Genomic DNA, 24,548 nt, shown 5'->3' with positions numbered 1-24,548 from the left:
CCCACCGGATCCGGTGGGCGGGAGCACATCCTCCGAGCGGCCCGATACCCTGGAGGGCAATCCGACCGCCCCCGACACCTGAGGATCCGCGACCGCCGTGTTCGATACCCTCTCCGACCGCCTTGCAGCGACCTTCAAGAACCTCCGCGGCAAGGGCCGTCTGTCCGAGGCGGACATCGACGCCACCGCGCGCGAGATCCGTATCGCGCTGCTCGAAGCGGATGTCGCCCTGCCGGTCGTCCGGTCCTTCATCAAGCAGGTCAAGGAGCGCGCCCTCGGGCTCGAGGTCTCGCAGGCCCTGAACCCGGCCCAGCAGGTCATCAAGATCGTCAACGAGGAGCTCATCGCCATCCTCGGTGGCGAGACCCGGCGCCTGCGGTTCGCGAAGACCGCGCCGACCGTGATCATGCTCGCCGGTCTCCAGGGTGCCGGTAAGACCACCCTCGCCGGAAAGCTCGGCGTCTGGCTCAAGAGCCAGGGCCACTCCCCGCTGCTCGTCGCCTGCGACCTCCAGCGCCCCAACGCCGTCACCCAGCTCGGCGTCGTCGCCGAGCGCGCGGGCGTGGCGTTCTACGGCCCGCAGCCGGGCAACGGCGTCGGCGACCCGGTCCAGGTCGCCAAGGACTCCATCGAGTTCGCGCGGACCAAGATGTACGACGTCGTCATCGTCGACACCGCCGGCCGCCTCGGCATCGACCAGGAGCTGATGCAGCAGGCCGCGGACATCCGCGACGCCGTCAGCCCCGACGAGGTCCTCTTCGTCGTCGACGCCATGATCGGCCAGGACGCGGTCAACACCGCCGAGGCCTTCCGCGACGGCGTCGGCTTCGACGGCGTCGTGCTCTCCAAGCTCGACGGCGACGCCCGCGGTGGTGCCGCGCTCTCCATCGCGCACGTCACCGGCAAGCAGATCATGTTCGCCTCCAACGGCGAGAAGCTCGACGACTTCGACGCGTTCCACCCGGACCGCATGGCGTCGCGCATCCTCGGCATGGGCGACATGCTCTCCCTCATCGAGAAGGCCCAGCAGACCTTCGACGAGGACGAGGCCGCCAAGATGGCCTCGAAGCTCGCGTCGAAGAAGGGCCAGGACTTCACGCTCGACGACTTCCTGGCGCAGATGGAGCAGGTCCGCAAGATGGGCTCCATCTCGAAGCTGCTCGGCATGCTGCCCGGCATGGGCCAGATGAAGGAGCAGATCGCCAACATCGACGAGCGGGACGTCGACCGCACGGCCGCCATCATCAAGTCGATGACCCCGGGCGAGCGCCACGACCCGACCATCATCAACGGCTCCCGCCGCGCCCGTATCGCCAAGGGCTCGGGCGTCGAGGTCAGCGCGGTGAAGGGCCTGGTCGAGCGGTTCTTCGAGGCCCGCAAGATGATGTCCCGCATGGCCCAGGGCGGCGGCATGCCGGGGATGCCCGGCATGCCCGGCATGGGTGGTGGCCCCGGCCGGCAGAAGAAGCAGGTCAAGCAGGCCAAGGGCAAGCGCAAGAGCGGCAACCCGATGAAGCGGAAGGCCGAGGAGCAGGCCGAGGCCGAGCGCCGCGAGCAGGCGCAGCAGGGCGGCGCCTTCGGCCTCCCGGCGGCGGCCCAGAGCCCGAAGGACTTCGAGCTCCCGGACGAGTTCAAGAAGTTCATGGGCTGAGCGAAGCCATGAGAGGGGCCCTGGGCGGTACGAAACCGCCCAGGGCCCCTTTTCACTCCTCCGGCCCGCCCGCGATGCCGGGTTTGCCCTGCTCTTCGATACTGGGGCCACTGCCGCCCCGAGGAGAGTCACGTGGCCAACCCCGTCCCCCCGCGCGACCGGACCGATCAGCCCTGGCGCTCGGAAGGGGCCCCGCCGCCCCCGCCGGCGAAGAAGAAGAAGAAGATGCCGGGCGGCTGGGGCGGGCTCATCCTCACCGCACTCGTCGTGTACCTGCTCGCCAACATCGTCCTGTCGTTCTTCAACGAGGGCGACGGGCCGACGATCTCGTACACCGAGTTCGACAAGCAGGTCGCCGCCGGGAACGTCACGAAGATCTACTCCAAGGGCGACGCGATCCAGGGGCAGCTGAAGGACAAGCGGCCCGTCCCGGACGGCAAGGGCGACTACACCAAGTTCACGACCCAGCGGCCGGCCTTCGCCGACGACGACCTGTGGGCGCAGCTGACCAAGCAGAACGTCACCGTCACCGCCGAACCCGTCGTCAAGGAACGCAGCTTCCTCGTCAACCTCCTCATCTCGCTCGCCCCGATGCTGCTGCTCGTCGTGCTGTGGGTGTTCATCGCCCGCCGGATGAGCTCCGGCATGGGCGGCGCGGGCGGCATGCTCGGCCGCAAGACCCCGCCCAAGCCCGTCGAACTGGAGGGCGGCAAGCGCACCACGTTCGCGGACGTCGCCGGCATCGACGAGGTCGAGGGCGAGCTCAACGACGTCGTCGACTTCCTGAAGAACCCCGACTCCTACCGCGAGATGGGCGCCAGGATGCCCCGCGGCGTCCTCCTCGCCGGCCCTCCCGGCACCGGCAAGACCCTCCTCGCCCGGGCCGTCGCCGGCGAGGCCGGAGTGCCCTTCTTCTCCGCCTCCGCCTCCGAGTTCATCGAGATGATCGTGGGCGTGGGCGCCTCCCGGGTACGGGAACTCTTCGCCGAGGCCCGCAAGGTCGCCCCGGCGATCATCTTCATCGATGAGATCGACACCATCGGCCGCGCCCGGGGCGGCGGCTCGGGCATGGGCGGCCACGACGAGCGCGAGCAGACCCTCAACCAGATCCTCACCGAGATGGACGGCTTCACCGGCTCCGAAGGCGTCATCGTCCTCGCCGCCACCAACCGCGCCGACGTCCTCGACCCCGCCCTCACCCGGCCGGGCCGCTTCGACCGGATCGTCCACGTCAACCCGCCCGACCGGGGCGGACGCGAGGCCATCCTGAGGATCCACACCCGGGAGATCCCCCTCGCCAAGGACGTCGACCTGGAGCACGTGGCCAAGACGACCCCGGGCATGACCGGCGCCGAACTCGCCAACCTCGCCAACGAGGCCGCCCTCCTCGCGGTCAAGCGTGAGCAGAAGGCCGTCACCCGGTCCGACCTCTCCGACGCCCTGGAGAAGGTCCAGCTCGGCGCCGAACGGCCCCTGGTGATGCCGGAGGAGGAGCGGCGCCGCACCGCGTACCACGAGAGCGGGCACGCGCTGCTCGGCATGCTCCAGCCCGGCGCCGACCCGGTCCGCAAGATCACCATCGTGCCGCGCGGCCGGGCCCTCGGCGTCACCCTGTCGACCCCCGACGCCGACAGGTACGCCTACACGGAGGAGTACCTGCGCGGCCGGATCATCGGCGCCCTCGGCGGCATGGCGGCCGAGCAGGTCGTCTTCGGCGTCGTCACGACCGGCGCGGAGAGCGACCTGGAGCAGGTCACCGGCATCGCCCGGGGCATGGTCGGCCGCTGGGGCATGAGCGAGCGCGTCGGCCGCCTCACCGCCATCCCGAGCGACGCCCAGCAGGCGTACGGCCTCTCCGCCGCCCCCGCCACCCTTGACACCGTCGACGCCGAGATGCGCCGCATCGTCGACGAGTGCTACGAGAGCGCCGTACGGCTGCTCCGTGACCACCGCCCCCAGCTGGACGCCCTGGCCGCCGCCCTCCTCGCGAACGAGACCCTGGAGGAGGACGCGGCCTACCGCGCGGCCGGCGTCACCCGCGCGGGCAAGGACGACCTGCCCGGCGCCGGACAGGAGGCCTGAGGCCCGGCCCGGCAGGAGGCCTGCTGCCGCGCCGGGAACGACGACCGGCCCCGCCGCGAGGCCTCACCGCACGCCGGCGAGCACGTACCGGAAGACGTTCGGCATCCACACCGTCCCGTCCGCCCGGACGTACGGGGCGAGCGCCTCCTCGATCTCCTTCTCCACCTGCGAGAGCTCGGTCGCCCGCACGGCCTCGTCGAACGCTCCCGTCGACAGCAGGCCGCGCACGGCACTGGCCCCGTCGGCGTACCCGAAGGGGCACGCGACCCGCCCCGAACCGGCCGGCCGGAGCCCCGCCCGGGCCACCAGACCGTCCAGGTCGGCCCGCACCGACGGCGCCCGGTCCGCGAGCCGGTCCGCGACCCGCAGCACCGGCTCCGTGGCGCACCGCTCCGGCGGCCCCCACCCCGCGAGGACGACGACCGCGCCCGATTGCGCCGAACGGGTGAGTGCCGTGAGCTCGGGGAGCAGCCCGGCCGTCGCGTGGAACGCCGTGATCACGTCGTACGGACCGTCTCCCGTCGGCACGTCCGCCGCTTCCTCCGCGACCGTCACGTCCTCCGGGAGACGCTCCCTTGCCAGCTCCACGCGCGCGTGGTCCCGGTCCACGCCGACCACCCGCGCGCCCCGCGCCGCCGCCATCAGCAGGGCAAGTCCGGTGCCCGAGCCGAGGCCGAGCAGCCGGGACCGCGCACCCACGCCGACGCGGTCGTACACCGCCTCGTAGAGCGGGACGAGCATGCGTTCCTGGATCTCGGCCCAGTCACGCGCGGGGTGGTGCGGGACGAGCGTAGGTGTCATGGAAAGAGCCCCAATCCGTGCCTGGACGACAGCCCCCCGTAGTCAGGGAACTGCGCAACACCGGCCGCGTCCAGTGCTGGCGCCGCACCGATTCGCCCGGGGGAGGGGCGGTGCGCGCCCGCGCACGCCGACCCGGTAATGTCCCTGCAACACTTCCCGCCCCCGTCCCGGGACGCTGCGGGAGCCCCTCACGGGGGCGTGCGCACCACGGCTACGCGCCGGGGCGTATGCGTCACTACGCACCGGCTTGACGCTCCCTGCGCGGCTTCTCCGCAGATCGGCGCACTGGCCCTCGTCAGGACGCATCAACGGCAACTGACGGGTAAGTGCAAAATATTTGGGATGCCCCGGAATGGAACCCGGGGGCACATCGGCTCGTTGTACACGACGTGAGCACGACACCACCTGTTCTCGCCGCAGAGCTGGCACAGGCGTGGGCCGACATTCAGCGGCACCACCCCGAGCTGCCCGATCTAGCCGCGCCCGAGTCCCTGATCGGAGAGTCCTCGTCCGCCTGCGGCGCCGAGCTCTCCTTCGAGCGACTGCTCCACGAGGCAGTCCACGGCATCGCCGCCGCCCGAGGGGTCCGCGACACCTCCCGCGCCGGCCGCTACCACAACCGCAGATTCCTCGCGATCGCCGAGGAGATGGGGCTCGACCACCCCGAGGAGCCACACGCGAGCAGCGGCTTCTCCCTGGTCACGCTCAACCCGGAGGCGCGGCGGCGATACCGCCCCACCATCGAGCGCCTCCAGCGGGCCCTCAAGGCCCACACCGTCGCGACCGCGGCCGACACGAAGCGCTCCTTCCGGGGACCGGCCGCCCGGCACGGCTCCTCCGGCGGCGGCGTCCGCGTCAAGGCCGTCTGCGACTGCGGGCGGAACGTCCGCGTGGTGCCGTCCGTGCTGGCCCAGGCCCCGATCGTCTGCGGCGGCTGCGGCAAGCCCTTCCGTATCCCGGAGACGGTGGGCGCCGCCAGCTGACCCTCAGGGGGTGCCCAAGGCACCCCCTCGGCGTGTGGCACAATGGACAGCTGTACTCGACAGTCGCATAGGACCCCTCTCTCCTCCGGCTGACGCGTCCATCGGGCATCCGAGTACCGCAACCCCACGTGGCATCTCAAAGTGCCCAACCACGTCAAGACCAGGAGACACCACTCCAGTGGCAGTCAAGATCAAGCTCAAGCGCCTCGGTAAGATCCGCCAGCCGCACTACCGCATCGTCGTCGCCGACTCCCGCACCCGCCGGGACGGTCGCGCGATCGAGGAGATCGGCCTCTACCACCCGACGTACAACCCGTCGCGTATCGAGGTCGACTCCGAGCGTGCGCAGTACTGGCTGTCCGTCGGCGCCCAGCCGACCGAGCCCGTCCTCGCCATCCTGAAGCTCACGGGCGACTGGCAGAAGGCCAAGGGCCTCCCGGCCCCCGAGAAGGCCCTGCTCGTCCCCGCGACGAAGGAGGCGAAGCGCGCCTCGTTCGACGAGTTCGCGAAGACCCTCGAGGCCGGCGACGACAAGGGTGAGGCCATCACCCAGAAGGCCAAGAAGGCCGACAAGAAGGCTGACGAGGCCGAGGCCGCGTCGACCGAGTCGACCGAGGCCTGAGCATGCTCGAGGAGGCTCTCGAGCACCTCGTGAAGGGCATCGTCGACAACCCCGACGATGTGCAGGTCGCCTCGCGCAACCTGCGCCGTGGCCGCGTGCTGGAGGTCCGGGTACACCCCGACGACCTCGGCAAGGTGATCGGCCGCAACGGCCGCACCGCGCGTGCGCTGCGTACCGTCGTGGGCGCCATCGGCGGCCGTGGGATCCGAGTCGACCTCGTCGACGTGGACCAGGTCCGCTGAACAAGTCGGCCGCATCGGTTGAATGATGTGCCGGCACGGGCCGGGGAGGGCTTACGCCCACCCCGGCCCGTTGTCGTTTGTGTCGTACGAGCTGTGTGACAGGAGAGTGTGGAGCAGTGCAGTTGGTAGTCGCGCGGATCGGCCGCGCCCACGGCATCAAGGGCGAGGTCACCGTCGAGGTGCGGACCGACGAGCCCGAGCTCAGGCTCGGCCCCGGAGCCGTCCTGCTCACGGACCCGGCCTCCGCCGGGCCGCTGACCATCGAGTCCGGCAAGGTCCACAGCGGCAAGCTGTTGCTGCGCTTCGAGGGCGTCCGCGACCGCAACGCCGCCGAGGCCCTGCGCAACACCCTCCTCATCGCCGAGGTCGACCCCGAGGAGATGCCGGAGGAGGAGGACGAGTACTACGACCACCAGCTCATGGACCTCGACGTCGTCCTCGCCGACGGCACCGAGATCGGCCGGATCACCGAGATCTCCCACCTGCCGTCCCAGGACCTCTTCATCGTCGAGCGGCCCGACGGCACCGAGCTGATGATCCCCTTCGTGTCGTCGATCGTCACCGAGATCGACCTGGAGGAGCAGCGGGCCGTCATCGACCCGCCGCCCGGCCTGATCGACGACCGCGCCGTGATCGCCTCCTCCCGCGAGGACTCCGACGAGTCCGAGGAGTCCGAGGAGGCAGGGGAATGAGGCTCGACGTCGTCACGATCTTCCCCGAGTACCTCGAACCGCTGAACGTCTCCCTCGTGGGCAAGGCCCGCGCGCGGGGACAGCTCGACGTCCACGTCCACCACCTGCGCGACTGGACCTACGACCGGCACAACACGGTCGACGACACCCCGTACGGCGGCGGCCCCGGCATGGTCATGAAGACCGAGCCCTGGGGCGACGCGCTCGACGAGGCGCTCGCCGACGGCTACGAGGCCGGCGCCCACGGCCCGGTCCTCGTCGTCCCGACCCCCAGCGGCCGGCCCTTCACCCAGGAGCTGGCCGTCGAGCTCTCCGAGCGGCCCTGGCTGATCTTCACGCCGGCCCGCTACGAGGGCATCGACCGCCGCGTCATGGACGAGTACGCGACCCGCATGCCGGTCTACGAGGTCTCCATCGGCGACTACGTCCTCGCCGGCGGAGAGGCCGCCGTCCTCGTCGTCACCGAGGCCGTCGCCCGCCTCCTGCCCGGCGTCCTCGGCAACGCCGAGTCCCACCGCGACGACTCCTTCGCCCCCGGCGCCATGGCCAACCTCCTGGAGGGGCCCGTCTACACCAAGCCCCCCGAGTGGCGCGGCCGGGGCATCCCCGACGTCCTGCTCAGCGGGCACCACGGGAAGATCGCGCGCTGGCGGCGGGACGAGGCCTTCCGGCGTACGGTCGCCAACCGCCCCGATCTCATCGAGCGCTGCGATCCGGCCGCCTTCGACAAGAAGGACCGCGAGATCCTCTCGATGATGGGGTGGGCGCCCGAGCCGGGTGGCCGATTTTGGCGCAAGCTCCCCGACGTGGAAGAATAGGCCGCTGTCGTCCGTCCGGCGCGCGCCCCTGCCACAGGGGGAACGACGCCCGCCTGGGACGAACGGCACCCCAGACATCCGAACGTACCGCTGATGACCTGTGGCATCAGCGAGGAAAGAGACCTCCATGGCCTCCCTGCTCGACCAGGTCAACGCGGCTTCCATCCGCTCCGACCTCCCCGCCTTCCGCGCCGGCGACACCGTGAACGTCCACGTGCGCGTCATCGAAGGCAACCGCTCCCGTATCCAGCAGTTCAAGGGCGTCGTCATCCGCCGCCAGGGCGCGGGCGTCAGCGAGTCCTTCACGGTCCGCAAGGTCTCGTTCTCCGTCGGCGTCGAGCGCACCTTCCCGGTGAACAGCCCGATCTTCGAGAAGATCGAGCTCGTCACCCGCGGTGACGTCCGTCGCGCCAAGCTCTACTACCTGCGTGAGCTGCGCGGCAAGGCTGCCAAGATCAAGGAGAAGCGCGACCGCTGAGCCCCGGCTCACCGCTCACGCGACGCTTGAGGTCCTCGCACAGACGGGCCGGATAGGCTCTGTCCCCGATGGACACCGAAGCACAGCACACGGAGCGCGACCCCTCCACCGACACGGAGGACGGGTCGCGCTCCGCGCGCGTTTCCTGGCGGCGTACGGGCTTCCTCGGCGTCGCCTGTGTGCTCTTCCTGCTGCTCCTGAGCCACTTCGTGATCCAGCCGTTCCTGATCCCCAGCAGCTCGATGGAGCCGACGCTCCGGATCGGCGACCGGATCCTTGTGAACAAGCTGGCGTACCGTTTCGGCAGCGAGCCGCGCCGGGGCGACGTCGTCGTCTTCGACGGCACCGGCTCCTTCGTACGGGAGGATCTCGACGGCAATCCGGTCAGCGGGCTCCTGCACGACGCCGCGGCCGCCCTCGGGTTCGCGGAACCCGACGAGACCGACTTCGTGAAGCGGGTCGTCGGCGTCGGCGGCGACCGGGTGGTCTGCTGCGACAAGGACGGGCGGCTCACCGTCAACGGCGTCCCCGTCGAGGAGCGGTACGTGATGCTCGGCGACCAGCCGTCCAGCGTCCCCTTCGACATCGTCGTCCCCGAGGGCAAGCTCTGGGTGATGGGGGACCACCGGAGCCAGTCCAGCGACTCCCGCGACCACCTCGGCAGCCCCGGCGGCGGCATGGTCCCCGTCGACAAGGTCGTCGGACGCGCCGACTGGATCGCCTGGCCCTTCGACCGCTGGTCCACCGTGCCCGGGACGGGCGCCTTCGACGCCGTACCTGCCCCGCCGGCCGGTGGGCACGGCACGGGCCGCCCCCATGGGTAGCCGCGGCCGACCGCCGGGCGGGCCCGCACACGGCCCCGCACACGCCCCAGGCCCCGCGCCGTTGCCGGGACGGGCCGAGCGGCGCAGACTCGCCCGCAAGGTCAAGCGCCGCCGGCAGCGCTCCGCGATCCGCGAGATCCCGATCCTCGTCACCGTGGCCGTGCTCATCGCGCTCGTCCTCAAGACGTTCCTGGTCCAGGCGTTCGTCATCCCCTCCGGCTCCATGGAGCAGACGATCCGCATCGACGACCGGGTACTCGTCGACAAGCTCACCCCCTGGTTCGGCTCCCGCCCCCAGCGCGGCGACGTCGTCGTCTTCAAGGACCCCGGCAACTGGCTCCAGAAGGAGGCCGCGCCGGCCTCCGAGGACCCGATCGGCATCAAGCAGGTCAAGCAGGCCCTGACCTTCATCGGACTGCTGCCCTCGGCCGACGACCGCGACCTCATCAAGCGGGTCGTCGCCGTCGGAGGCGACACCGTCCGCTGCTGCGACAAGGACGGGCGGCTTACCGTCAACGGCGTACCGCTGGACGAGCCGTACCTGCACCCGGGGAACAAGCCGTCCACGATCCCCTTCGAGGTGAAGGTCCCGGAGGGCCGGATCTTCGTCCTCGGCGACCACCGCTCCAACTCGGCGGACTCCCGCTACCACCTCGACGAGAAGGACCACGGAACCGTCTCCGAGGAGCAGGTCGTGGGACGTGCCGTCGTGATCGCCTGGCCCGTCGGGAACTGGCGGAGCCTGGAGGAGCGCGAGACCTTCGCCGCCGTACCGGACGGGCGTGCGAGTTCCGAGTCCGCGCTCGGTCTGTCGCATAGTGTGGCCCCGCGCAATCTGAACGGATTGCCCGGGCTCCCGACCCCTGCGGAACTTCTGCTCGTTATGGGAGTGGTGGGCCTGTCCCTGTTCCGGGGCAGGCGATCGCACGGAGTGAGGAGTTGATGTGGGGGATTTGGCCGTCGGCGCACGATCCGGACACGATGAGCCCGAGAAGAGGGCCGACGAGGCCATCGGCGACGACGTGACGGGTGACGATGTGACGGATGACGAGCGGGCGCACGACGACGACGGCGAGCCGCCGGGCGGGTCGGGCAGGAGCCCGAAGAAGCCGCGTTCCTTCTGGAAGGAACTGCCCCTCCTCATCGGCATCGCCCTGGTGCTCGCGCTCCTGATCAAGACCTTCCTGGTGCAGGCGTTCTCGATTCCCTCGGAATCGATGATGAACACCCTCCAGCGCGGTGACCGCGTCCTCGTCGACAAGCTCACCCCGTGGTTCGGCTCCGAGCCGGAGCGCGGCGAGGTCGTCGTCTTCCACGACCCGGGCGGCTGGCTGGAAGGCCAGACCACACCCGAGCCGAACGTCGTCCAGAAGTTCCTCAGCTTCATCGGCCTCATGCCGTCCGCCGAGGAGAAGGACCTCATCAAGCGGGTCATCGCGGTCGGCGGCGACACGGTCTCCTGCAAGGAGGGCGGCAAGGTCGTCCTCAACGGCAAGGCCCTGGACGAGAGCGCCTATCTCTACCCCGGCTCCGTGCCCTGCCAGGACTCCTTCGGCCCGGTCAAGGTCCCCGAGGGCCGCATCTGGGTCATGGGCGACAACCGGCAGAACTCGCTGGACTCCCGCTTCCACCAGCAGCTCCCCGGCGCCGGCACCGTCGCGAACGACCTGGTCGTGGGCCGTGCCGTCGTGATCGCCTGGCCCGTCACCCGCTGGGCCACCCTCCCGGTGCCCGAGGTCTTCGACCAGCCCGGCCTCGACCAGGCCGTGGCCGCCGCCCCGCTGGGCGCGGCCGGTCTGGCCGGAGCGCTCCCGCTGGTGCTGTGGCGTCGGAAGAAGCGCACGGCAGGGCATACCGCCGAGTAGTGACCCGCGGGTAGATTGCCGTCCCGGACCGTCGACAGACCTCTGGGGTGCGCATGAGCGGAAACAGAAAAGCAGTGGGCGGCCACGGTCGCCTCGGCAGCGTGCTGTCGGGGCTGACCGTGGCCGTCGGCTGTGTGCTCTTCCTCGGAGGGTTCGTCTGGGGAGCGCTGGTCTACCGGCCTTACACCGTCCCCTCCGACTCCATGACCCCCACCATCGCCGTCGGCTCCCGGGTCCTCGCCGAGCGCATCGACGGCGACGAGGTGCGGCGCGGTGACGTCGTCGTCTTCATCGACGCCCTGTGGAGCTCCTCCCCGATGGTCAAGCGGGTCGTCGCGGTCGGCGGCGACACCGTCGCCTGCTGCGACGGAGACGGCAGGCTCACCGTCAACGGCGAGGCCGTCGACGAGCCCTATCTGCGCCCCGGGCCGGGAGGCAAGGTCGTCGCGTCCGGCCAGGAGTTCTCCGTGACCGTTCCCGAAGGGAACCTCTTCCTCCTCGGCGACGACCGCCACACCTCGCTCGACTCCCGCTCGCACATGGAGGACGCCGGGCAGGGGTCCGTGCCCCGCTCCGCGGTCGTCGCCAGGGTCGACGCCGTCGTCTGGCCCGCCGAGGGCCTCCTGAAGCCCGCGACGGGGTTCGCCGCCCTTCCCGGCGGGATCTCGACGCCGGGGCCCTTCACGGCCCTCTTCGCCGCGATCGTGGCCGGCTGCGTACTGATCCTGGTGGGGGCCGCGTACGGGCCGGTGGCCCGCCTCCTGGCGCGGCGACCCGGCGGGACGGGCTCCGGGACACGGCCCGGGGCGCGGTCGGGAGAGAAGGTGGGGACATGACGGATCCGGATCCCGCTCTCTCCGGCGAACCGAAGCCCGCCGTGCGACAGGTGGCGCGGGTCGTGCTCCTCGACCCCGACGACCGCATCCTGCTCATGCACGGGTACGAACCGGACGACCCCGCCGACACCTGGTGGTTCACCCCCGGCGGAGGCCTGGAGGGCGACGAGACCCGGGCGGAGGCCGCGCTGCGCGAACTCGCCGAGGAGACCGGCATCACCGACGCCGAGCTCGGACCGGTCCTGTGGCAGCGGTACTGCTCCTTTCCCTTCGACGGGCGCCGCTGGGACCAGGACGAGTGGTACTACCTGGCCCGCGTCCCCCGGATCGGTACCGAACCCCGCCCCCAGGCCCTCACGGAGCTGGAGACCCGCAGCCTCGCGGGCCTCAGATGGTGGACCTCCGCCGAACTGTCGGCGGCCCGTGAGACGGTGTACCCGACCAGACTCGCCGAGCTGCTGCGCACGCTGCTCGACGAGGGACCTCCGAGTGCACCGGTCGTTCTCGCCCCGGAAATCGTTTAGGGGTGCGGCCGGCTGGCGCACAATAGGTGGACGCACGGCTGAAGGGGAACATGCCATGAGCGCCGAGGACCTCGAGAAGTACGAGACCGAGATGGAGCTGAAGCTCTACCGGGAGTACCGCGACGTCGTCGGGCTGTTCAAATACGTGATCGAGACAGAGCGACGTTTCTATCTCACCAATGACTACGAGATGCAGGTGCACTCGGTGCAAGGTGAGGTCTTCTTCGAGGTCAGCATGGCTGATGCCTGGGTCTGGGACATGTACAGGCCGGCCAGGTTCGTCAAGCAGGTCCGGGTCCTCACATTCAAGGACGTGAACATCGAGGAGCTCAACAAGAGCGACCTCGAACTCCCCGGCAGCTGACCCACCCTTGAACCGCCATTGAACCGCCCCTCCTGAATCACCCTCAGGGGTGAGCGAGTTCTCCACAGCACCCCGGTCCTCCACAGGCCCGCACGCGGTCCGGTCCACTCCGTCACAGTCGGTGACGGAGGTGGTACCGCATGAACAGGACCCAAGCCCTCGGACGGTACGGAGAAGAGCTGGCGACCCGCCGGCTCACCGCGACCGGCATGCACATCCTCGCCCGCAACTGGCGCTGCGGCCGGGCCGGAGAGATCGACATCGTCGCCCGCGACGGCGACACCCTCGTCATCTGCGAGGTCAAGACCCGGCGCCACGGCGCCTACGAACACCCGATGGCCGCCGTCACCCCGACCAAGGCCGAGCGGCTCCGCCGCCTCGCCGCCTGCTGGCTCGACCGCAGCGGCACCCCCGCCCCCACGGGCGGCGTCCGCATCGACCTCGTCGGCATCGTCCTCCCCCGCAAGGGCGCCCCCGTCCTCACCCACGCCCAGGGGGTGGCCTGATGGGATTCGCCCGCACGTGCTCCGTCGCCCTCGTCGGCGTCGAAGGCGTCGTCGTCGAGGTCCAGGCCGACCTCGAACCCGGCGTCGCCGCCTTCACCCTCGTCGGCCTCCCCGACAAGAGCCTCAGCGAGAGCCGCGACCGCGTCCGCGCCGCCGTCGTCAACTCCGGCGCCGAATGGCCCCAGAAGAAACTCACCGTCGGACTCAGCCCCGCGTCCGTCCCCAAGAGCGGCAGCGGCTTCGACCTGGCCGTCGCGGCAGCCGTACTCGGCGCCGCCGAGCGCATCGACCCCCGCGCCATCGCCGACCTCGTCCTCATCGGCGAACTCGGACTCGACGGACGCGTCCGCCCCGTCCGAGGTGTCCTGCCCGCCGTCCTCGCCGCCGCCGACGCCGGATACCGCCAGGTCGTTGTCCCCGAACAGACCGCCAACGAAGCCTCACTCGTCCCCGGCGTCTCCGTCCTCGGCGTCCGCACCCTCCGACAGCTGATCGCCGTCCTCACCGACGAACCCGTCCCCGACGAGGAACCCGTGGAGGAAGGGCGACCCGACGCCATGCTCGCCGGACTCCTCGTCCCCGGCGCCGGCATCGGCACCGGACTCGCCGCCGACCCCACCGAAGGACCCGATCTCGCCGACGTCGCCGGCCAGCACCGGGCACGCCACGCCCTGGAGATCGCCGCCGCCGGAAGTCACCACCTCCTGCTCTCCGGCCCTCCGGGCGCGGGGAAGACCATGCTCGCCGAGCGACTCCCCGGCATCCTCCCGCCGCTCACCCGGCAGGAATCCCTCGAAGTCACCGCCGTCCACTCCGTCGCCGGCATCCTCCCGCCCGGCGAACCCCTCGTCCGCCGCGCCCCCTACTGCGCGCCCCACCACTCCGCCACGATGCAGTCCCTCGTCGGCGGCGGCAACGGCCTCCCGAGGCCGGGCGCCGTCTCCCTGGCACACCGCGGCATCCTCTTTCTGGACGAGGCCCCCGAGTTCTCCGGCAAGGTCCTCGACGCACTCCGCCAGCCGCTCGAATCCGGACACGTCGTCATCGCCCGCGCCGCGGGCGTCGTCCGCCTCCCCGCCCGCTTCCTCCTCGCCCTCGCGGCCAACCCCTGCCCCTGCGGGAGGCACACCCTCCTCGGCGCCGGCTGCGAATGCCCCGCCTCGCTCATCCGCCGCTACCAGGCCCGCCTCTCCGGCCCCCTCCTCGACCGCGTCGACCTGCGCGTCGAAGTCGAACCCGTCACCCGTTCCGACCTCCTCGGACACGGCGGGCGCGGTGAGACCACCGCCGTGGTCGCCGCCCGCGTCCACGAGGCCAGAGCCCGCGCCACCACACGCCTGTCCGACACCCCCTGGAGCGTCAACAGCGAGATCCCCGGGCACGAACTCCGTACGCGCTACCTCGCCGCACCCGGCGCCCTCGCCGCAGCCGAACGCGACATCGAGCGCGGACTCCTCACCGCCCGCGGCCTCGACCGCGTCCTCCGCGTCGCCTGGACCGTCGCCGACCTCGCCGGACACGACCGGCCCGACAGCGAGGACATCGCCCTCGCCCTCGAAATGCGCACCGGCATCGCCCGCGGCGTGCCCGTCGGAGCGGGGGAGCGCACATGACCGGCTCCCAGACCCCGGGCACTGCCGAGGCCATGGACGAGCGACTCGCCCGCGCCACCCTCACCCGGGCCGTCGAACCCGGCGACGAACACGCCGGCCGCTGGCTCCGCCACCACGGAGCCGTCGGCTTCCTCGACCGGCTCCTCCACCCCGGCGACGACCCCTTCCCCGGCACCGGAGCCACACGCGTCGACAGCTGGCGACGACGCGCCGCCGCCGCCGACCCCGCCCGCGACCTCGACACCGTGCACCGGCTCGGCGGACGCTTCCTCGTCCCCGGCGACATCGAATGGCCCCGGCAACTCGACGACCTCGGCCACGCCCGCCCGCTCGGCCTCTGGATCCGGGGCCCCGCCGACCTGCGGACCTGGGCCCTGCGCTCCGTCGCCCTCGTCGGCGCCCGCGCCTGCACCCCGTACGGCGCCCACATCGCGGCCGACTTCGCCACCGGCCTCGCCCGACAGGGCTGGGTCGTCGTCTCCGGCGCCGCCTACGGCATCGACGGCGCGGCCCACCGCGGCGCCCTCGCCGCCGGCGGAGCCACCGTCGCCGTCCTCGCCTGCGGCGTCGACACCCCGTACCCCCGCGGCCACGCCGGGCTCATCGGCCGCATCGCCGAACAAGGCCTCGTCGTCGGGGAACTGCCGCCCGACAGCCACCCCACACCCAGCCGCTTCATCCTCCGGAACCGCGTGATCGCCGCCCTCACCCGCGGCACCGTCGTCATCGAGGCCCAGCACCGCAGCGGCTCCCTCGTCACCGCCCGCGCCGCCGCCCGCCTCGGCCGCCACACCATGGGCGTCCCCGGCCCCGTCACCAGCGCCCTCTCCGCCGGCGTCCACGAGCTCCTCCGGGGCGACGCCACCCTCGTCACCGACGCCCAGGAGATCGTCGAACTCGTCGGCGACATGGGGGAACTCGCGCCCGCCCGCCGCGGTCCCGTCCTGCCGCGCGACCTGCTCGCGCCCGCCACCGCGCACATCCTCGAAGCCGTCCCCGCCCGCGGCCCCACCCCCACGACCGCCATCGCCCGCCGGGCCGGAACCACCCCCGACGACACCCTCGCGAAGCTGTACGAACTGCACGCCCTCGGCTTCGTCGAACGGTACGGAGAGGGCTGGCAGTTGACGAACACGGCCACTCACGAGTCGAACGCGCGGCGAGGCGATACTTGACCTGGAGCATTCGGGTGACAGGGTGAAGCCGATGAACAATCGAGTTCTCTCGGCCGGAACCGAGGGGTCGACACGCGCCACGGCCCGGGTTCGAAGATGTGGCCGATGGTGTCCACCCGGACCGGCGCGATCCGCCGATGTTCGCGCACCGCGACAGCGCACTCACGCTACGCTCACCAGGATTCCCGACAGGACACCCCACAGGACACCCCCACCGACGCACCCGACAGCAGAACGGCTCAAGGCAACGCATGCCCCAGCACACCTCCGGGTCTGACCGCGCTGCGGTGCCCCCAGCAGCCCGGGGCGCCGTGCGACCACCCGCACCGACCTCGCTCGACGAACTGTGGCGCTCGTACAAGGACTCGGGCGACGAGCGGCTGCGGGAGCAGCTGATCCTGCACTACTCGCCGCTCGTCAAGTACGTCGCCGGACGCGTCAGCGTGGGGCTGCCGTCCAACGTGGAACAGGCCGACTTCGTCTCCTCCGGGGTCTTCGGCCTCATCGACGCCATCGAGAAGTTCGACGTCGAGCGCGCCATCAAGTTCGAGACGTACGCGATCACCCGCATCCGCGGCGCCATGATCGACGAACTCCGCGCCCTCGATTGGATCCCCCGCTCCGTCCGCCAGAAGGCGCGCAACGTCGAACGCGCCTACGCGACCCTCGAAGCCCAGCTCCGGCGCACCCCCTCCGAGAGTGAGGTCGCCGCGGAGATGGGCGTCACGCTGGAGGAACTGCACGCGGTTTTCAGCCAGTTGTCCCTGGCGAACGTGGTCGCCCTGGAAGAGCTGCTGCACGTCGGCGGCGAGGGCGGCGACCGCCTCTCCCTGATGGACACGCTGGAGGACACGGCGGCGGACAACCCCGTCGAGGTCGCGGAGGACCGCGAGCTGCGCCGACTGCTCGCCCGGGCCATCAACACGCTCCCCGAGCGCGAGAAGACCGTCGTCACGCTCTACTACTACGAGGGCCTCACGCTGGCCGAGATCGGCCACGTCCTCGGCGTCACCGAGAGCCGTGTCAGCCAGATCCACACCAAGTCGGTCCTCCAGCTCCGCGCCAAACTGGCCGACGTCGGACGCTGAGCCGCCCGGGGCCGGTCGTACAGTGGAGCCGTGCCCAGGATTCGAGCGGCCTCCGTGGCCGAGCACCGGACGATGCAGCGAGGCGCCCTGTTGGACGCCGCGCGTTCCCTGCTGTCCGAGGGCGGTACGGAGGCGTTGACCTTCCCCGCACTCGCCGAGCGCACGGGCCTGGCCCGGTCCTCGGTGTACGAGTACTTCCGCTCGCGCGCGGCCGTGGTCGAAGAGCTGTGCGCCGTCGACTTCCCCGTATGGGCCGCCGAGGTCGAGACCGCCATGGCCGGCGCCGAGACGCCCGAGGGCAAGGTCGAGGCGTACGTCCGCACGCAGCTGACCCTGGTCGGGGACCGGCGCCACCGGGCGGTCGTCGCGATCTCGGCGAGCGAGCTGGACGACGGGGCCCGCGAGAAGATCCGCGCGGCCCACGGCGGCCTCGTCACCATGATCGTGGAAGCCCTCGCCGCCCTGGGCCAGCCCGAGCCCCGCCTGGGCGCGATGCTCCTCCAGGGCGTCGTCGACGCGGCCGTCCGCCGCATCGAACTCGGCGCTGCCGAGGAACCCACGGCCATCGCGGAAGCGGCGGTCACGATGGCCCTCCACGGCGTCACCGGCTCCTCGGCCTGAGCCTCCCCGGTCAACCGCCCGTCGGCAGCAGCCGTGACGGGGCTCTCCGGGTCAAGTGCATGGGGTTCACGTAGGTGTCGCCGCGGAGCAGGCCCCAGTGGAGGCAGGTCCGTGGGCAGTGGGTGCTCGGTGCGACGCGGGCCACGGGGGTGCCGGCGGTGACCCGGGTGCCCGCTGTCACCAGGGGGATCACCGGGGAGAAGGTCGTGCGCAGCGGGGGAGTGCCCGTGCCCGGGAGGGTGAGGGTGAGGACCCCGCGGCCGCCGACCGGGCCCGCGAACGAGACCGTGCCCGCCGCCGCGGCGAGGACCGGGGCGTCGGGTGCGGCCGCCAGGTCGACGCCGCGGTGACCGGGGCCGTACGGGCCCGCCGGGGGTTGCCAGCCGCGGAGGATCTCGGGCGGGGGCGGGCCCACCGGCCAGAGGAGGCCCAGGGCCAGGAGCAAGGTCGTGAGGCGCATGGGGGAAGGCTGCCCCGGGGGAGCGGTTCGCGGGGTTCGGGGACGGTTTCTGTGGACTGCCCGCCGGTTGTGGACAGCGCCGTCACCCGCCGCTCCCGGGGTCCCGTACACTTCCTATGGCGACTCGGGACACCGGGTCGACTTCGCACGCCCCGCCATAGCCCTCACCGGTCGTGGCAGCGCCTTTCGGTCCCTTGTGGGCATGGCGCGTCGGGGCGTCAGGAAAACAACCGAGAAACCCAAGGAGATACGGCCATGGCCGTCGTCACGATGCGGGAGCTGCTGGAAAGCGGCGTCCACTTCGGTCACCAGACCCGTCGTTGGAACCCGAAGATGCGTCGCTTCATCTTCACGGAGCGCAACGGCATCTACATCATCGACCTGCTCCAGTCGCTGTCGTACATCGACCGCGCCTACGAGTTCGTCAAGGAGACCGTCGCGCACGGCGGCTCCATCATGTTCGTCGGTACGAAGAAGCAGGCCCAGGAGGCCATCGCCGAGCAGGCGACGCGTGTCGGCATGCCGTACGTCAACCAGCGTTGGCTCGGTGGCATGCTCACCAACTTCTCCACCGTCTACAAGCGTCTGCAGCGCCTCAAGGAGCTCGAGCAGATCGACTTCGAGGATGTGGCCGCGTCCGGCCTCACCAAGAAGGAGCTCCTGGTCCTCTCGCGTGAGAAGGGCAAGCTGGAGAAGACCCTTGGCGGTATCCGCGAGATGTCCAAGGTGCCCAGCGCCGTCTGGATCGTGGACACCAAGAAGGAGCACATCGCCGTCGGCGAGGCTCGCAAGCTCAAGATCCCGGTCGTCGCGATCCTCGACACCAACTGCGACCCCGACGAGGTCGACTACAAGATCCCGGGCAACGACGACGCGATCCGCTCCGTCACCCTGCTCACCCGCGTGATCGCCGACGCCGTCGCCGAGGGCCTCATCGCCCGCTCCGGTGCCGCGACCGGTGACTCGAAGCCGGGCGAGAAGGCCGCCGGCGAGCCCCTCGCCGAGTGGGAGCGCGACCTGCTCGAGGGTGAGAAGAAGGCCGACGACGCCGAGGTCCAGACCTCCGCCGAGACCGAGAAGGTCGCGGACGCCGAGGCTGCCGACGCCGCCGAGGTTGTCGCCGAGGCCGTCGCCGAGGCTCCGGCCGCCGAGGCTCCGGCCGCCGAGGCCGAGGCCGAGGCTCCGGCCGCGGACGCCGAGCAGGCCTGACCCTTCAGGACCTTCGGGTGATGACGGCGGGGGCTCACGAAGCCCCCGCCGTCCACCCGTGGACCCGCCCGATCTTTCAGACTTCGAGAGAGAAACAGACTCATGGCGAACTACACCGCCGCTGACGTCAAGAAGCTCCGCGAGCTCACCGGCGCCGGCATGATGGACTGCAAGAAGGCCCTGGACGAGGCCGACGGCAACGTCGACAAGGCCGTCGAGGCGCTGCGCATCAAGGGCCAGAAGGGTGTCGCCAAGCGCGAGGGCCGCTCTGCCGAGAACGGCGCCGTGGTCTCCCTCATCGCCGACGACAACACCTCCGGTGTCCTCGTCGAGCTGAAGTGCGAGACGGACTTCGTCGCCAAGGGTGACAAGTTCCAGGCCGTCGCCGCCGAGCTCGCCGAGCACGTCGCGAAGACCGCCCCGGCCGACCTGGAGGCGCTGCTCGCCTCCGAGATCGAGGCCGGCAAGACCGTGCAGGCGTTCGTCGACGAGGCCAACGCCAACCTCGGCGAGAAGATCGTCCTGGACCGCTTCGCGCAGTACGCCGACGGCTTCGTCTTCGCGTACATGCACCGCACGATGCCGGACCTCCCGCCGCAGATCGGTGTCCTCGTCGAGTTCGACAAGGCCGACGCCGCCGTCGCCAAGGGTGTCGCCCAGCACATCGCCGCCTTCGCGCCGAAGTACCTCACCCGTGAGGACGTCCCGGCCGAGGTCATCGAGACCGAGCGTCGCGTCGCCGAGGAGACCACCCGCGCCGAGGGCAAGCCCGAGGCCGCGCTCCCGAAGATCGTCGAGGGTCGCGTGAACGGCTTCTTCAAGGACGCGACGCTGCTCGGTCAGCCGTACGCCCTTGACAACAAGAAGTCCGTCCAGCAGGTCCTGGACGAGGCCGGTGTCACCCTGAAGCGTTTCACCCGCATCAAGGTCGGCATCTGAGTCCGTCCGCGAACGCGACGGACACCGGACCCCGGTAGGGTCTGAGGCAGTCGTCCGCCCCCGCGCAGGACGACCGCAGATCTGACGAGGAGGCCATTGCCGTACGGGATACCGCGAGGACCCAAGGCAATGGCCTCCTTCGTATGTGCACGAGGAGATCTCCATGAACCAGGGCGCCGTACAGGGCGACGACAACAACGGCAAAAAGGCCGGCCGCTACATGCTGAAGCTGTCCGGAGAAGCCTTCTCCGGCGGTACGGGCCTGGGCGTCGACCCCAACGTCGTGCACGCCATCGCGCGTGAGATCGCGGCGGTCGTACGCGACGGCGCGGAGATCGCGGTGGTGATCGGCGGCGGCAACTTCTTCCGTGGCGCCGAGCTCCAGCAGCGCGGCATGGACCGGGCCCGCTCCGACTACATGGGCATGCTCGGCACCGTGATGAACTGCCTCGCCCTCCAGGACTTCCTGGAGAAGGAAGGCATCGACTCGCGCGTCCAGACCGCCATCACCATGGGCCAGGTCGCCGAGCCGTACATTCCGCTGCGCGCCGTGCGCCACCTGGAGAAGGGCCGCGTGGTCATCTTCGGCGCGGGCATGGGCATGCCCTACTTCTCCACCGACACCACCGCGGCCCAGCGGGCCCTGGAGATCGACGCCGAGGCCCTGCTCATGGGCAAGAACGGCGTGGACGGGGTCTACGACTCCGACCCGAAGGCCAACCCCAACGCGGTCAAGTTCGACGCGCTGGAGTACGGCGAGGTGCTCTCCCGCGACCTCAAGGTCGCCGACGCCACCGCCATCACCCTGTGCCGGGACAACAAGCTCCCGATCCTCGTCTTCGAACTGCTCACCGAGGGCAATATCGCTCGCGCGGTGAAGGGTGAGAAGATCGGCACGCTCGTGAGCGACCAGGGCACCCGGGCCTGACACCCGAACCGGGAACCGCCCCGCAAGGGGATGGACAGAGCCCTGCCGGTCGTACCCACCGTGCAGGACACAACGCGACGACACGCAGGAGCATGTGGTGATCGAAGAGACCCTCCTCGAGGCCGAGGAGAAGATGGAGAAGGCCGTCGTGGTCGCCAAGGAGGACTTCGCCGCGATCCGCACCGGCCGTGCGCACCCGGCGATGTTCAACAAGATCGTGGCGGACTACTACGGTGCCATCACCCCCATCAACCAGCTGGCGTCGTTCTCCGTTCCGGAGCCGCGCATGGCCGTGGTGACCCCGTTCGACAAGAGCGCGCTGCGCAACATCGAGCAGGCGATCCGCGACTCGGACCTCGGTGTCAACCCGAGCAACGACGGCAACATCATCCGGGTGGTGTTCCCCGAGCTGACCGAGGAGCGCCGCCGGGAGTACATCAAGGTGGCCAAGAGCAAGGCCGAGGACTCGAAGATCTCGATCCGCGCCGTGCGCCGCAAGGCCAAGGAGTCCATCGACAAGCTCGTCAAGGACGGCGAGGTCGGCGAGGACGACGGCCGTCGCGCCGAGAAGGAGCTCGACGACACCACCGCGAAGTACGTCGCGCAGGTGGACGAGCTGCTCAAGCACAAGGAAGCCGAGCTGCTCGAGGTCTGATGAACGACTCTTCCTGGGGGGCCCCGGGCGGCAGCGGCCGCCGGGGACCCGACCAGGGGCCTGCCCCGGCGGGTCCCGCATACGATCGGCATCAGGCGGCGCAGACTCGGCCCATGCCCATCGTGCCCGACGTTCCCGCCGGCGGATTCCAGGACGGTCACGGCCGGGGGGCCGCTCACCAGAGCGGTCCCCTGTTCCGTGACGAGACGCCGCACGAGCACCCGCAGGAGCCCATGTCCAGCCCCACCCCGCCTCCGCCGCCCGCGCCGACGGCGCCCCGGCCGAAAAAGAGCGCGGGGCGTGACCTGGGCGCGGCCATAGGGGTCGGGGTCGGTCTCGGCGCGGTCATCGTCGCGTCGCTGTTCATCTGGAAGCCGGCGTTCGTCGGGGTGATCGCGGTCGCCGTGGTCGTCGGGCTGTGGGAGCTGACGTCCCGACTGCAGGAGCGCAAGGCCATCAAGGCTCCGCTGGTGCCGCTCGCGGTCGGCGGTGCGGCGATGGTCGTCGCCGGCTACGTCCGGGGCCCCGAGGGCGCCTGGGTGGCGATGGCGCTGACGGCGCTCGCGGTACTCGTCTGGCGGATGACGGAGCCCCCCGAGGGCTACCTGAAGGACGTCACGGCGGGTGTCTTCGCCGCGTTCTACGTGCCGTTCCTGGCGACGTTCGTGGCGATGCTGCTCACCGCGGACGACGGTCCGCAGCGGGTGCTGACCTTCCTGATCCTGACGGTGGTCAGCGACACCGGTGCGTACGCGGTCGGCTGGCGCTTCGGCAAGCACAAGCTGGCGCCGAGGATCAGCCCCGGCAAGACCCGCGAGGGTCTCGGCGGCGCGGTGGCCTTCGCGATGGCGGCGGGCGCGCTGTGCATGGAGTTCATGATCGACGACGGGACCTGGTGGCAGGGTCTGGTCCTCGGTCTGGCGGTGGCGGCGAGCGCGACGCTCGGTGACCTCGGCGAGTCGATGATCAAGCGCGATCTCGGCATCAAGGACATGGGCACGCTGCTCCCGGGCCACGGGGGCATCATGGACCGGCTGGACTCGTTGCTGCCGACGGCGCCGGTGGTGTGGCTGCTGCTCGCGCTGTTCGTGGGGACGGGCTGACCGGCCGGTCGATTTCCGGCCGTCGGAGACGGTTGACGGACAGCGGGTACTCTGGAAGGGCTCGTGGCGCGTGCGCCGCGGGCCCTTCCGCCGTCCTCGCCGCCGCGAGGGCGCTCCAGTGAGGTCTCCTGGCTTCGGCATCGTCATGCCGCGCTTCCCGCCGACGCGGGGCTGTCCGGACCTCGTGCCGTCTGAGGAGACACCCGATCGTGGCCCGTCCAGTGCCCGGAGAACTCACTTTCATCGCCCCCAAGGGAGCCAAGAAGCCGCCGCGGCACCTGGCCGACCTGACGCCCGCCGAGCGCAAGGAAGCCGTCGCCGCGATCGGCGAGAAGCCGTTCCGCGCCAAGCAGCTCTCGCAGCACTACTTCGCTCGGTACACGCACGACCCCGCGCAGTGGACCGACATCCCGGCGGCCTCGCGGGAGAAGCTGGCCGGCGAGCTGCTGCCCGACCTGATGTCCGTCGTGCGGCACATCTCGTGCGACGACGACACCACCCGTAAGACCCTGTGGCGGCTGCACGACGGCACGCTCGTGGAGTCGGTGCTCATGCGCTACCCGGAGCGGGTGACCATGTGCATCTCCTCGCAGGCCGGCTGCGGCATGAACTGCCCGTTCTGCGCGACCGGGCAGGCGGGGCTCGACCGGAACCTGTCGACCGCCGAGATCGTGCACCAGATCGTGGACGGCATGCGGTCCCTGCGGGACGGCGAGGTGCCCGGTGGGCCGGCGCGCCTCTCGAACATCGTGTTCATGGGCATGGGCGAGCCGCTCGCCAACTACAAGCGGGTCGTCGGCGCGATCCGGCGGCTCACCGACCCCGAGCCGGACGGCCTGGGACTCTCGCAGCGCGGGATCACCGTGTCCACGGTCGGTCTCGTGCCGGCGATGCAGCGCTTCGCCGACGAGGGCTTCAAGTGCCGCCTCGCGGTCTCGCTGCACGCCCCCGACGACGAGCTGCGCGACACCCTCGTGCCGGTGAACACCCGCTGGAAGGTCCGCGAGGTCCTCGACGCCGCCTGGGAGTACGCGGAGAAGTCGGGCCGCCGGATCTCCATCGAGTACGCGCTCATCCGCGACATCAACGACCAGGCGTGGCGCGGAGACCTCCTCGGCAAGCTGCTGAAGAACAAGCGGGTGCACGTCAACCTGATCCCGCTGAACCCGACGCCCGGTTCGAAGTGGACGGCGTCCCGTCCGGAGGACGAGCGGGCCTTCGTCGACGCCATCGCCCGCCACGGCGTTCCGGTGACCGTCCGGGACACCCGAGGCCAGGAGATCGACGGTGCCTGTGGACAGCTGGCGGCCTCCGAGCGCTGACCTTGTACTCTGAGCTCGAACACATCTCCATATTCCGACAGGGGAGCGCCACAGCGCTGAGAGTGCGGTCACCGTAGGACCGCAGACCCTCTGAACCTTGCCCAGGTCATTCTGGGTAGGAAGTTCGGTCGTTAACTCAAGCTGTTG

The 24,548-nt window shown here is 70.8% G+C and carries 27 protein-coding genes; 25 read left to right on the top strand and 2 right to left on the bottom strand.

The window, feature by feature from the left end; all coding sequences use genetic code 11:
- Nucleotides 1–97 precede the first annotated feature (97 nt).
- Nucleotides 98–1,651 (top strand): signal recognition particle protein, encoded by a 1,554-nt coding sequence (gene ffh, locus OG357_RS10890; RefSeq protein WP_317599552.1) that lies wholly within the window; start codon nt 98–100, stop codon nt 1,649–1,651.
- A gap of 132 nt (nt 1,652–1,783) precedes the next feature.
- Nucleotides 1,784–3,733: an ATP-dependent zinc metalloprotease FtsH gene (gene ftsH / locus OG357_RS10885; RefSeq protein WP_329620964.1), complete on the top strand. Its 1,950-nt coding sequence runs from the start codon at nt 1,784–1,786 to the stop codon at nt 3,731–3,733.
- A gap of 63 nt (nt 3,734–3,796) precedes the next feature.
- Here the strand turns inward: ftsH and OG357_RS10880 are convergent, their stop codons facing one another.
- Nucleotides 3,797–4,534 carry a methyltransferase domain-containing protein gene (locus OG357_RS10880; protein WP_329620963.1) on the bottom strand — a complete coding sequence of 246 codons (738 nt, stop codon included), beginning with the start codon at nt 4,532–4,534 and terminating at the stop codon, nt 3,797–3,799.
- A gap of 389 nt (nt 4,535–4,923) precedes the next feature.
- Here OG357_RS10880 and OG357_RS10875 point away from each other — a divergent pair, with 389 nt between their 5' ends.
- The 17 genes from OG357_RS10875 to OG357_RS10795 all read left to right on the top strand — a co-directional run bounded on the left by OG357_RS10875 (nt 4,924) and on the right by OG357_RS10795 (nt 17,785).
- On the top strand, nt 4,924–5,517 hold the full coding sequence (locus OG357_RS10875; RefSeq protein ID WP_024755886.1) for a hypothetical protein: 594 nt from the start codon (nt 4,924–4,926) through the stop codon (nt 5,515–5,517).
- A 178-nt stretch (nt 5,518–5,695) separates the two neighbouring features.
- Nucleotides 5,696–6,139 (top strand): 30S ribosomal protein S16, encoded by a 444-nt coding sequence (rpsP, locus tag OG357_RS10870; protein WP_329620962.1) that lies wholly within the window; start codon nt 5,696–5,698, stop codon nt 6,137–6,139.
- Nucleotides 6,140–6,141: 2 nt separating this feature from the next.
- Nucleotides 6,142–6,381 (top strand): RNA-binding protein, encoded by a 240-nt coding sequence (locus tag OG357_RS10865; RefSeq protein WP_005311361.1) that lies wholly within the window; start codon nt 6,142–6,144, stop codon nt 6,379–6,381.
- A gap of 116 nt (nt 6,382–6,497) precedes the next feature.
- The gene (rimM, locus tag OG357_RS10860; RefSeq protein ID WP_329620961.1) at nt 6,498–7,073 is read left to right on the top strand and encodes a ribosome maturation factor RimM; all 576 of its coding nucleotides are present in this window, start codon (nt 6,498–6,500) and stop codon (nt 7,071–7,073) included.
- Entirely contained in the window at nt 7,070–7,891 is an 822-nt protein-coding gene (trmD, locus tag OG357_RS10855) for a tRNA (guanosine(37)-N1)-methyltransferase TrmD (RefSeq protein ID WP_329620960.1), read from the top strand. The genes rimM and trmD overlap by 4 nt, the downstream gene beginning before the upstream one ends.
- A gap of 127 nt (nt 7,892–8,018) precedes the next feature.
- Entirely contained in the window at nt 8,019–8,369 is a 351-nt protein-coding gene (rplS, locus tag OG357_RS10850; protein ID WP_189510914.1) for a 50S ribosomal protein L19, read from the top strand.
- A 68-nt stretch (nt 8,370–8,437) separates the two neighbouring features.
- Entirely contained in the window at nt 8,438–9,193 is a 756-nt protein-coding gene (lepB, locus tag OG357_RS10845) for a signal peptidase I (protein ID WP_329620959.1), read from the top strand.
- Nucleotides 9,186–10,136, top strand: a complete 951-nt coding sequence (gene lepB, locus OG357_RS10840) for a signal peptidase I (RefSeq protein ID WP_443066660.1) — start codon at nt 9,186–9,188, stop codon at nt 10,134–10,136. The genes lepB (OG357_RS10845) and lepB (OG357_RS10840) overlap by 8 nt, the downstream gene beginning before the upstream one ends.
- 10 nt (nt 10,137–10,146) lie before the next feature.
- Nucleotides 10,147–11,058, top strand: coding sequence for a signal peptidase I (gene lepB, locus OG357_RS10835; RefSeq protein ID WP_329625559.1), 912 nt, complete (start codon nt 10,147–10,149; stop codon nt 11,056–11,058).
- A gap of 53 nt (nt 11,059–11,111) precedes the next feature.
- Complete coding sequence (gene lepB / locus OG357_RS10830) at nt 11,112–11,894, top strand: signal peptidase I (RefSeq protein ID WP_329620957.1); 783 nt, start codon at nt 11,112–11,114, stop codon at nt 11,892–11,894.
- Nucleotides 11,891–12,418, top strand: a complete 528-nt coding sequence (locus tag OG357_RS10825; protein ID WP_329620956.1) for an NUDIX hydrolase — start codon at nt 11,891–11,893, stop codon at nt 12,416–12,418. Before lepB (OG357_RS10830) ends, OG357_RS10825 begins: the two co-directional genes overlap by 4 nt.
- Nucleotides 12,419–12,473: 55 nt before the next feature.
- Nucleotides 12,474–12,782, top strand: a complete 309-nt coding sequence (locus OG357_RS10820) for a DUF2469 domain-containing protein (protein ID WP_005311352.1) — start codon at nt 12,474–12,476, stop codon at nt 12,780–12,782.
- Between the two features lie 140 nt (nt 12,783–12,922).
- Nucleotides 12,923–13,288 carry a YraN family protein gene (locus OG357_RS10815; protein ID WP_317599566.1) on the top strand — a complete coding sequence of 122 codons (366 nt, stop codon included), beginning with the start codon at nt 12,923–12,925 and terminating at the stop codon, nt 13,286–13,288.
- On the top strand, nt 13,288–14,901 hold the full coding sequence (locus OG357_RS10810; protein ID WP_329620955.1) for a YifB family Mg chelatase-like AAA ATPase: 1,614 nt from the start codon (nt 13,288–13,290) through the stop codon (nt 14,899–14,901). Before OG357_RS10815 ends, OG357_RS10810 begins: the two co-directional genes overlap by 1 nt.
- Complete coding sequence (gene dprA, locus OG357_RS10805) at nt 14,898–16,076, top strand: DNA-processing protein DprA (protein WP_329620954.1); 1,179 nt, start codon at nt 14,898–14,900, stop codon at nt 16,074–16,076. The genes OG357_RS10810 and dprA overlap by 4 nt, the downstream gene beginning before the upstream one ends.
- Nucleotides 16,077–16,327: 251 nt before the next feature.
- Nucleotides 16,328–17,164 (top strand): RNA polymerase sigma factor WhiG, encoded by an 837-nt coding sequence (whiG, locus tag OG357_RS10800; protein ID WP_329620953.1) that lies wholly within the window; start codon nt 16,328–16,330, stop codon nt 17,162–17,164.
- A 54-nt stretch (nt 17,165–17,218) separates the two neighbouring features.
- Nucleotides 17,219–17,785: a TetR/AcrR family transcriptional regulator gene (locus OG357_RS10795; protein ID WP_329625558.1), complete on the top strand. Its 567-nt coding sequence runs from the start codon at nt 17,219–17,221 to the stop codon at nt 17,783–17,785.
- Between the two features lie 10 nt (nt 17,786–17,795).
- Here OG357_RS10795 and OG357_RS10790 read toward each other — a convergent pair whose 3' ends face one another.
- Nucleotides 17,796–18,245 (bottom strand): murein hydrolase activator EnvC family protein, encoded by a 450-nt coding sequence (locus tag OG357_RS10790; protein WP_329620952.1) that lies wholly within the window; start codon nt 18,243–18,245, stop codon nt 17,796–17,798.
- Between the two features lie 255 nt (nt 18,246–18,500).
- On the opposite strand from OG357_RS10790, the gene rpsB reads away from it, so the two are divergent.
- The 6 genes from rpsB (at nt 18,501) to rlmN (ending at nt 24,401) form a co-directional block, all read left to right on the top strand.
- Nucleotides 18,501–19,454: a 30S ribosomal protein S2 gene (gene rpsB / locus OG357_RS10785; protein ID WP_329620951.1), complete on the top strand. Its 954-nt coding sequence runs from the start codon at nt 18,501–18,503 to the stop codon at nt 19,452–19,454.
- Nucleotides 19,455–19,556: 102 nt separating this feature from the next.
- Entirely contained in the window at nt 19,557–20,393 is an 837-nt protein-coding gene (gene tsf, locus OG357_RS10780) for a translation elongation factor Ts (protein WP_329620950.1), read from the top strand.
- Nucleotides 20,394–20,556: 163 nt separating this feature from the next.
- Complete coding sequence (pyrH, locus tag OG357_RS10775) at nt 20,557–21,321, top strand: UMP kinase (RefSeq protein ID WP_024755673.1); 765 nt, start codon at nt 20,557–20,559, stop codon at nt 21,319–21,321.
- Between the two features lie 97 nt (nt 21,322–21,418).
- Nucleotides 21,419–21,976, top strand: coding sequence for a ribosome recycling factor (gene frr / locus OG357_RS10770; protein ID WP_317599582.1), 558 nt, complete (start codon nt 21,419–21,421; stop codon nt 21,974–21,976).
- Entirely contained in the window at nt 21,976–23,079 is a 1,104-nt protein-coding gene (locus tag OG357_RS10765) for a phosphatidate cytidylyltransferase (protein WP_329620949.1), read from the top strand. Before frr ends, OG357_RS10765 begins: the two co-directional genes overlap by 1 nt.
- 209 nt (nt 23,080–23,288) lie before the next feature.
- Entirely contained in the window at nt 23,289–24,401 is a 1,113-nt protein-coding gene (gene rlmN / locus OG357_RS10760) for a 23S rRNA (adenine(2503)-C(2))-methyltransferase RlmN (RefSeq protein ID WP_329620948.1), read from the top strand.
- Nucleotides 24,402–24,548: the final 147 nt, after the last annotated feature.

Source organism: Streptomyces sp. NBC_01255 (assembly GCF_036226445.1).
Taxonomy (GTDB): Bacteria; Actinomycetota; Actinomycetes; order Streptomycetales; family Streptomycetaceae; genus Streptomyces.
Note: the sequence above shows the minus strand (reverse complement) of the source record. Positions and strands in the feature narration are given on the sequence as shown.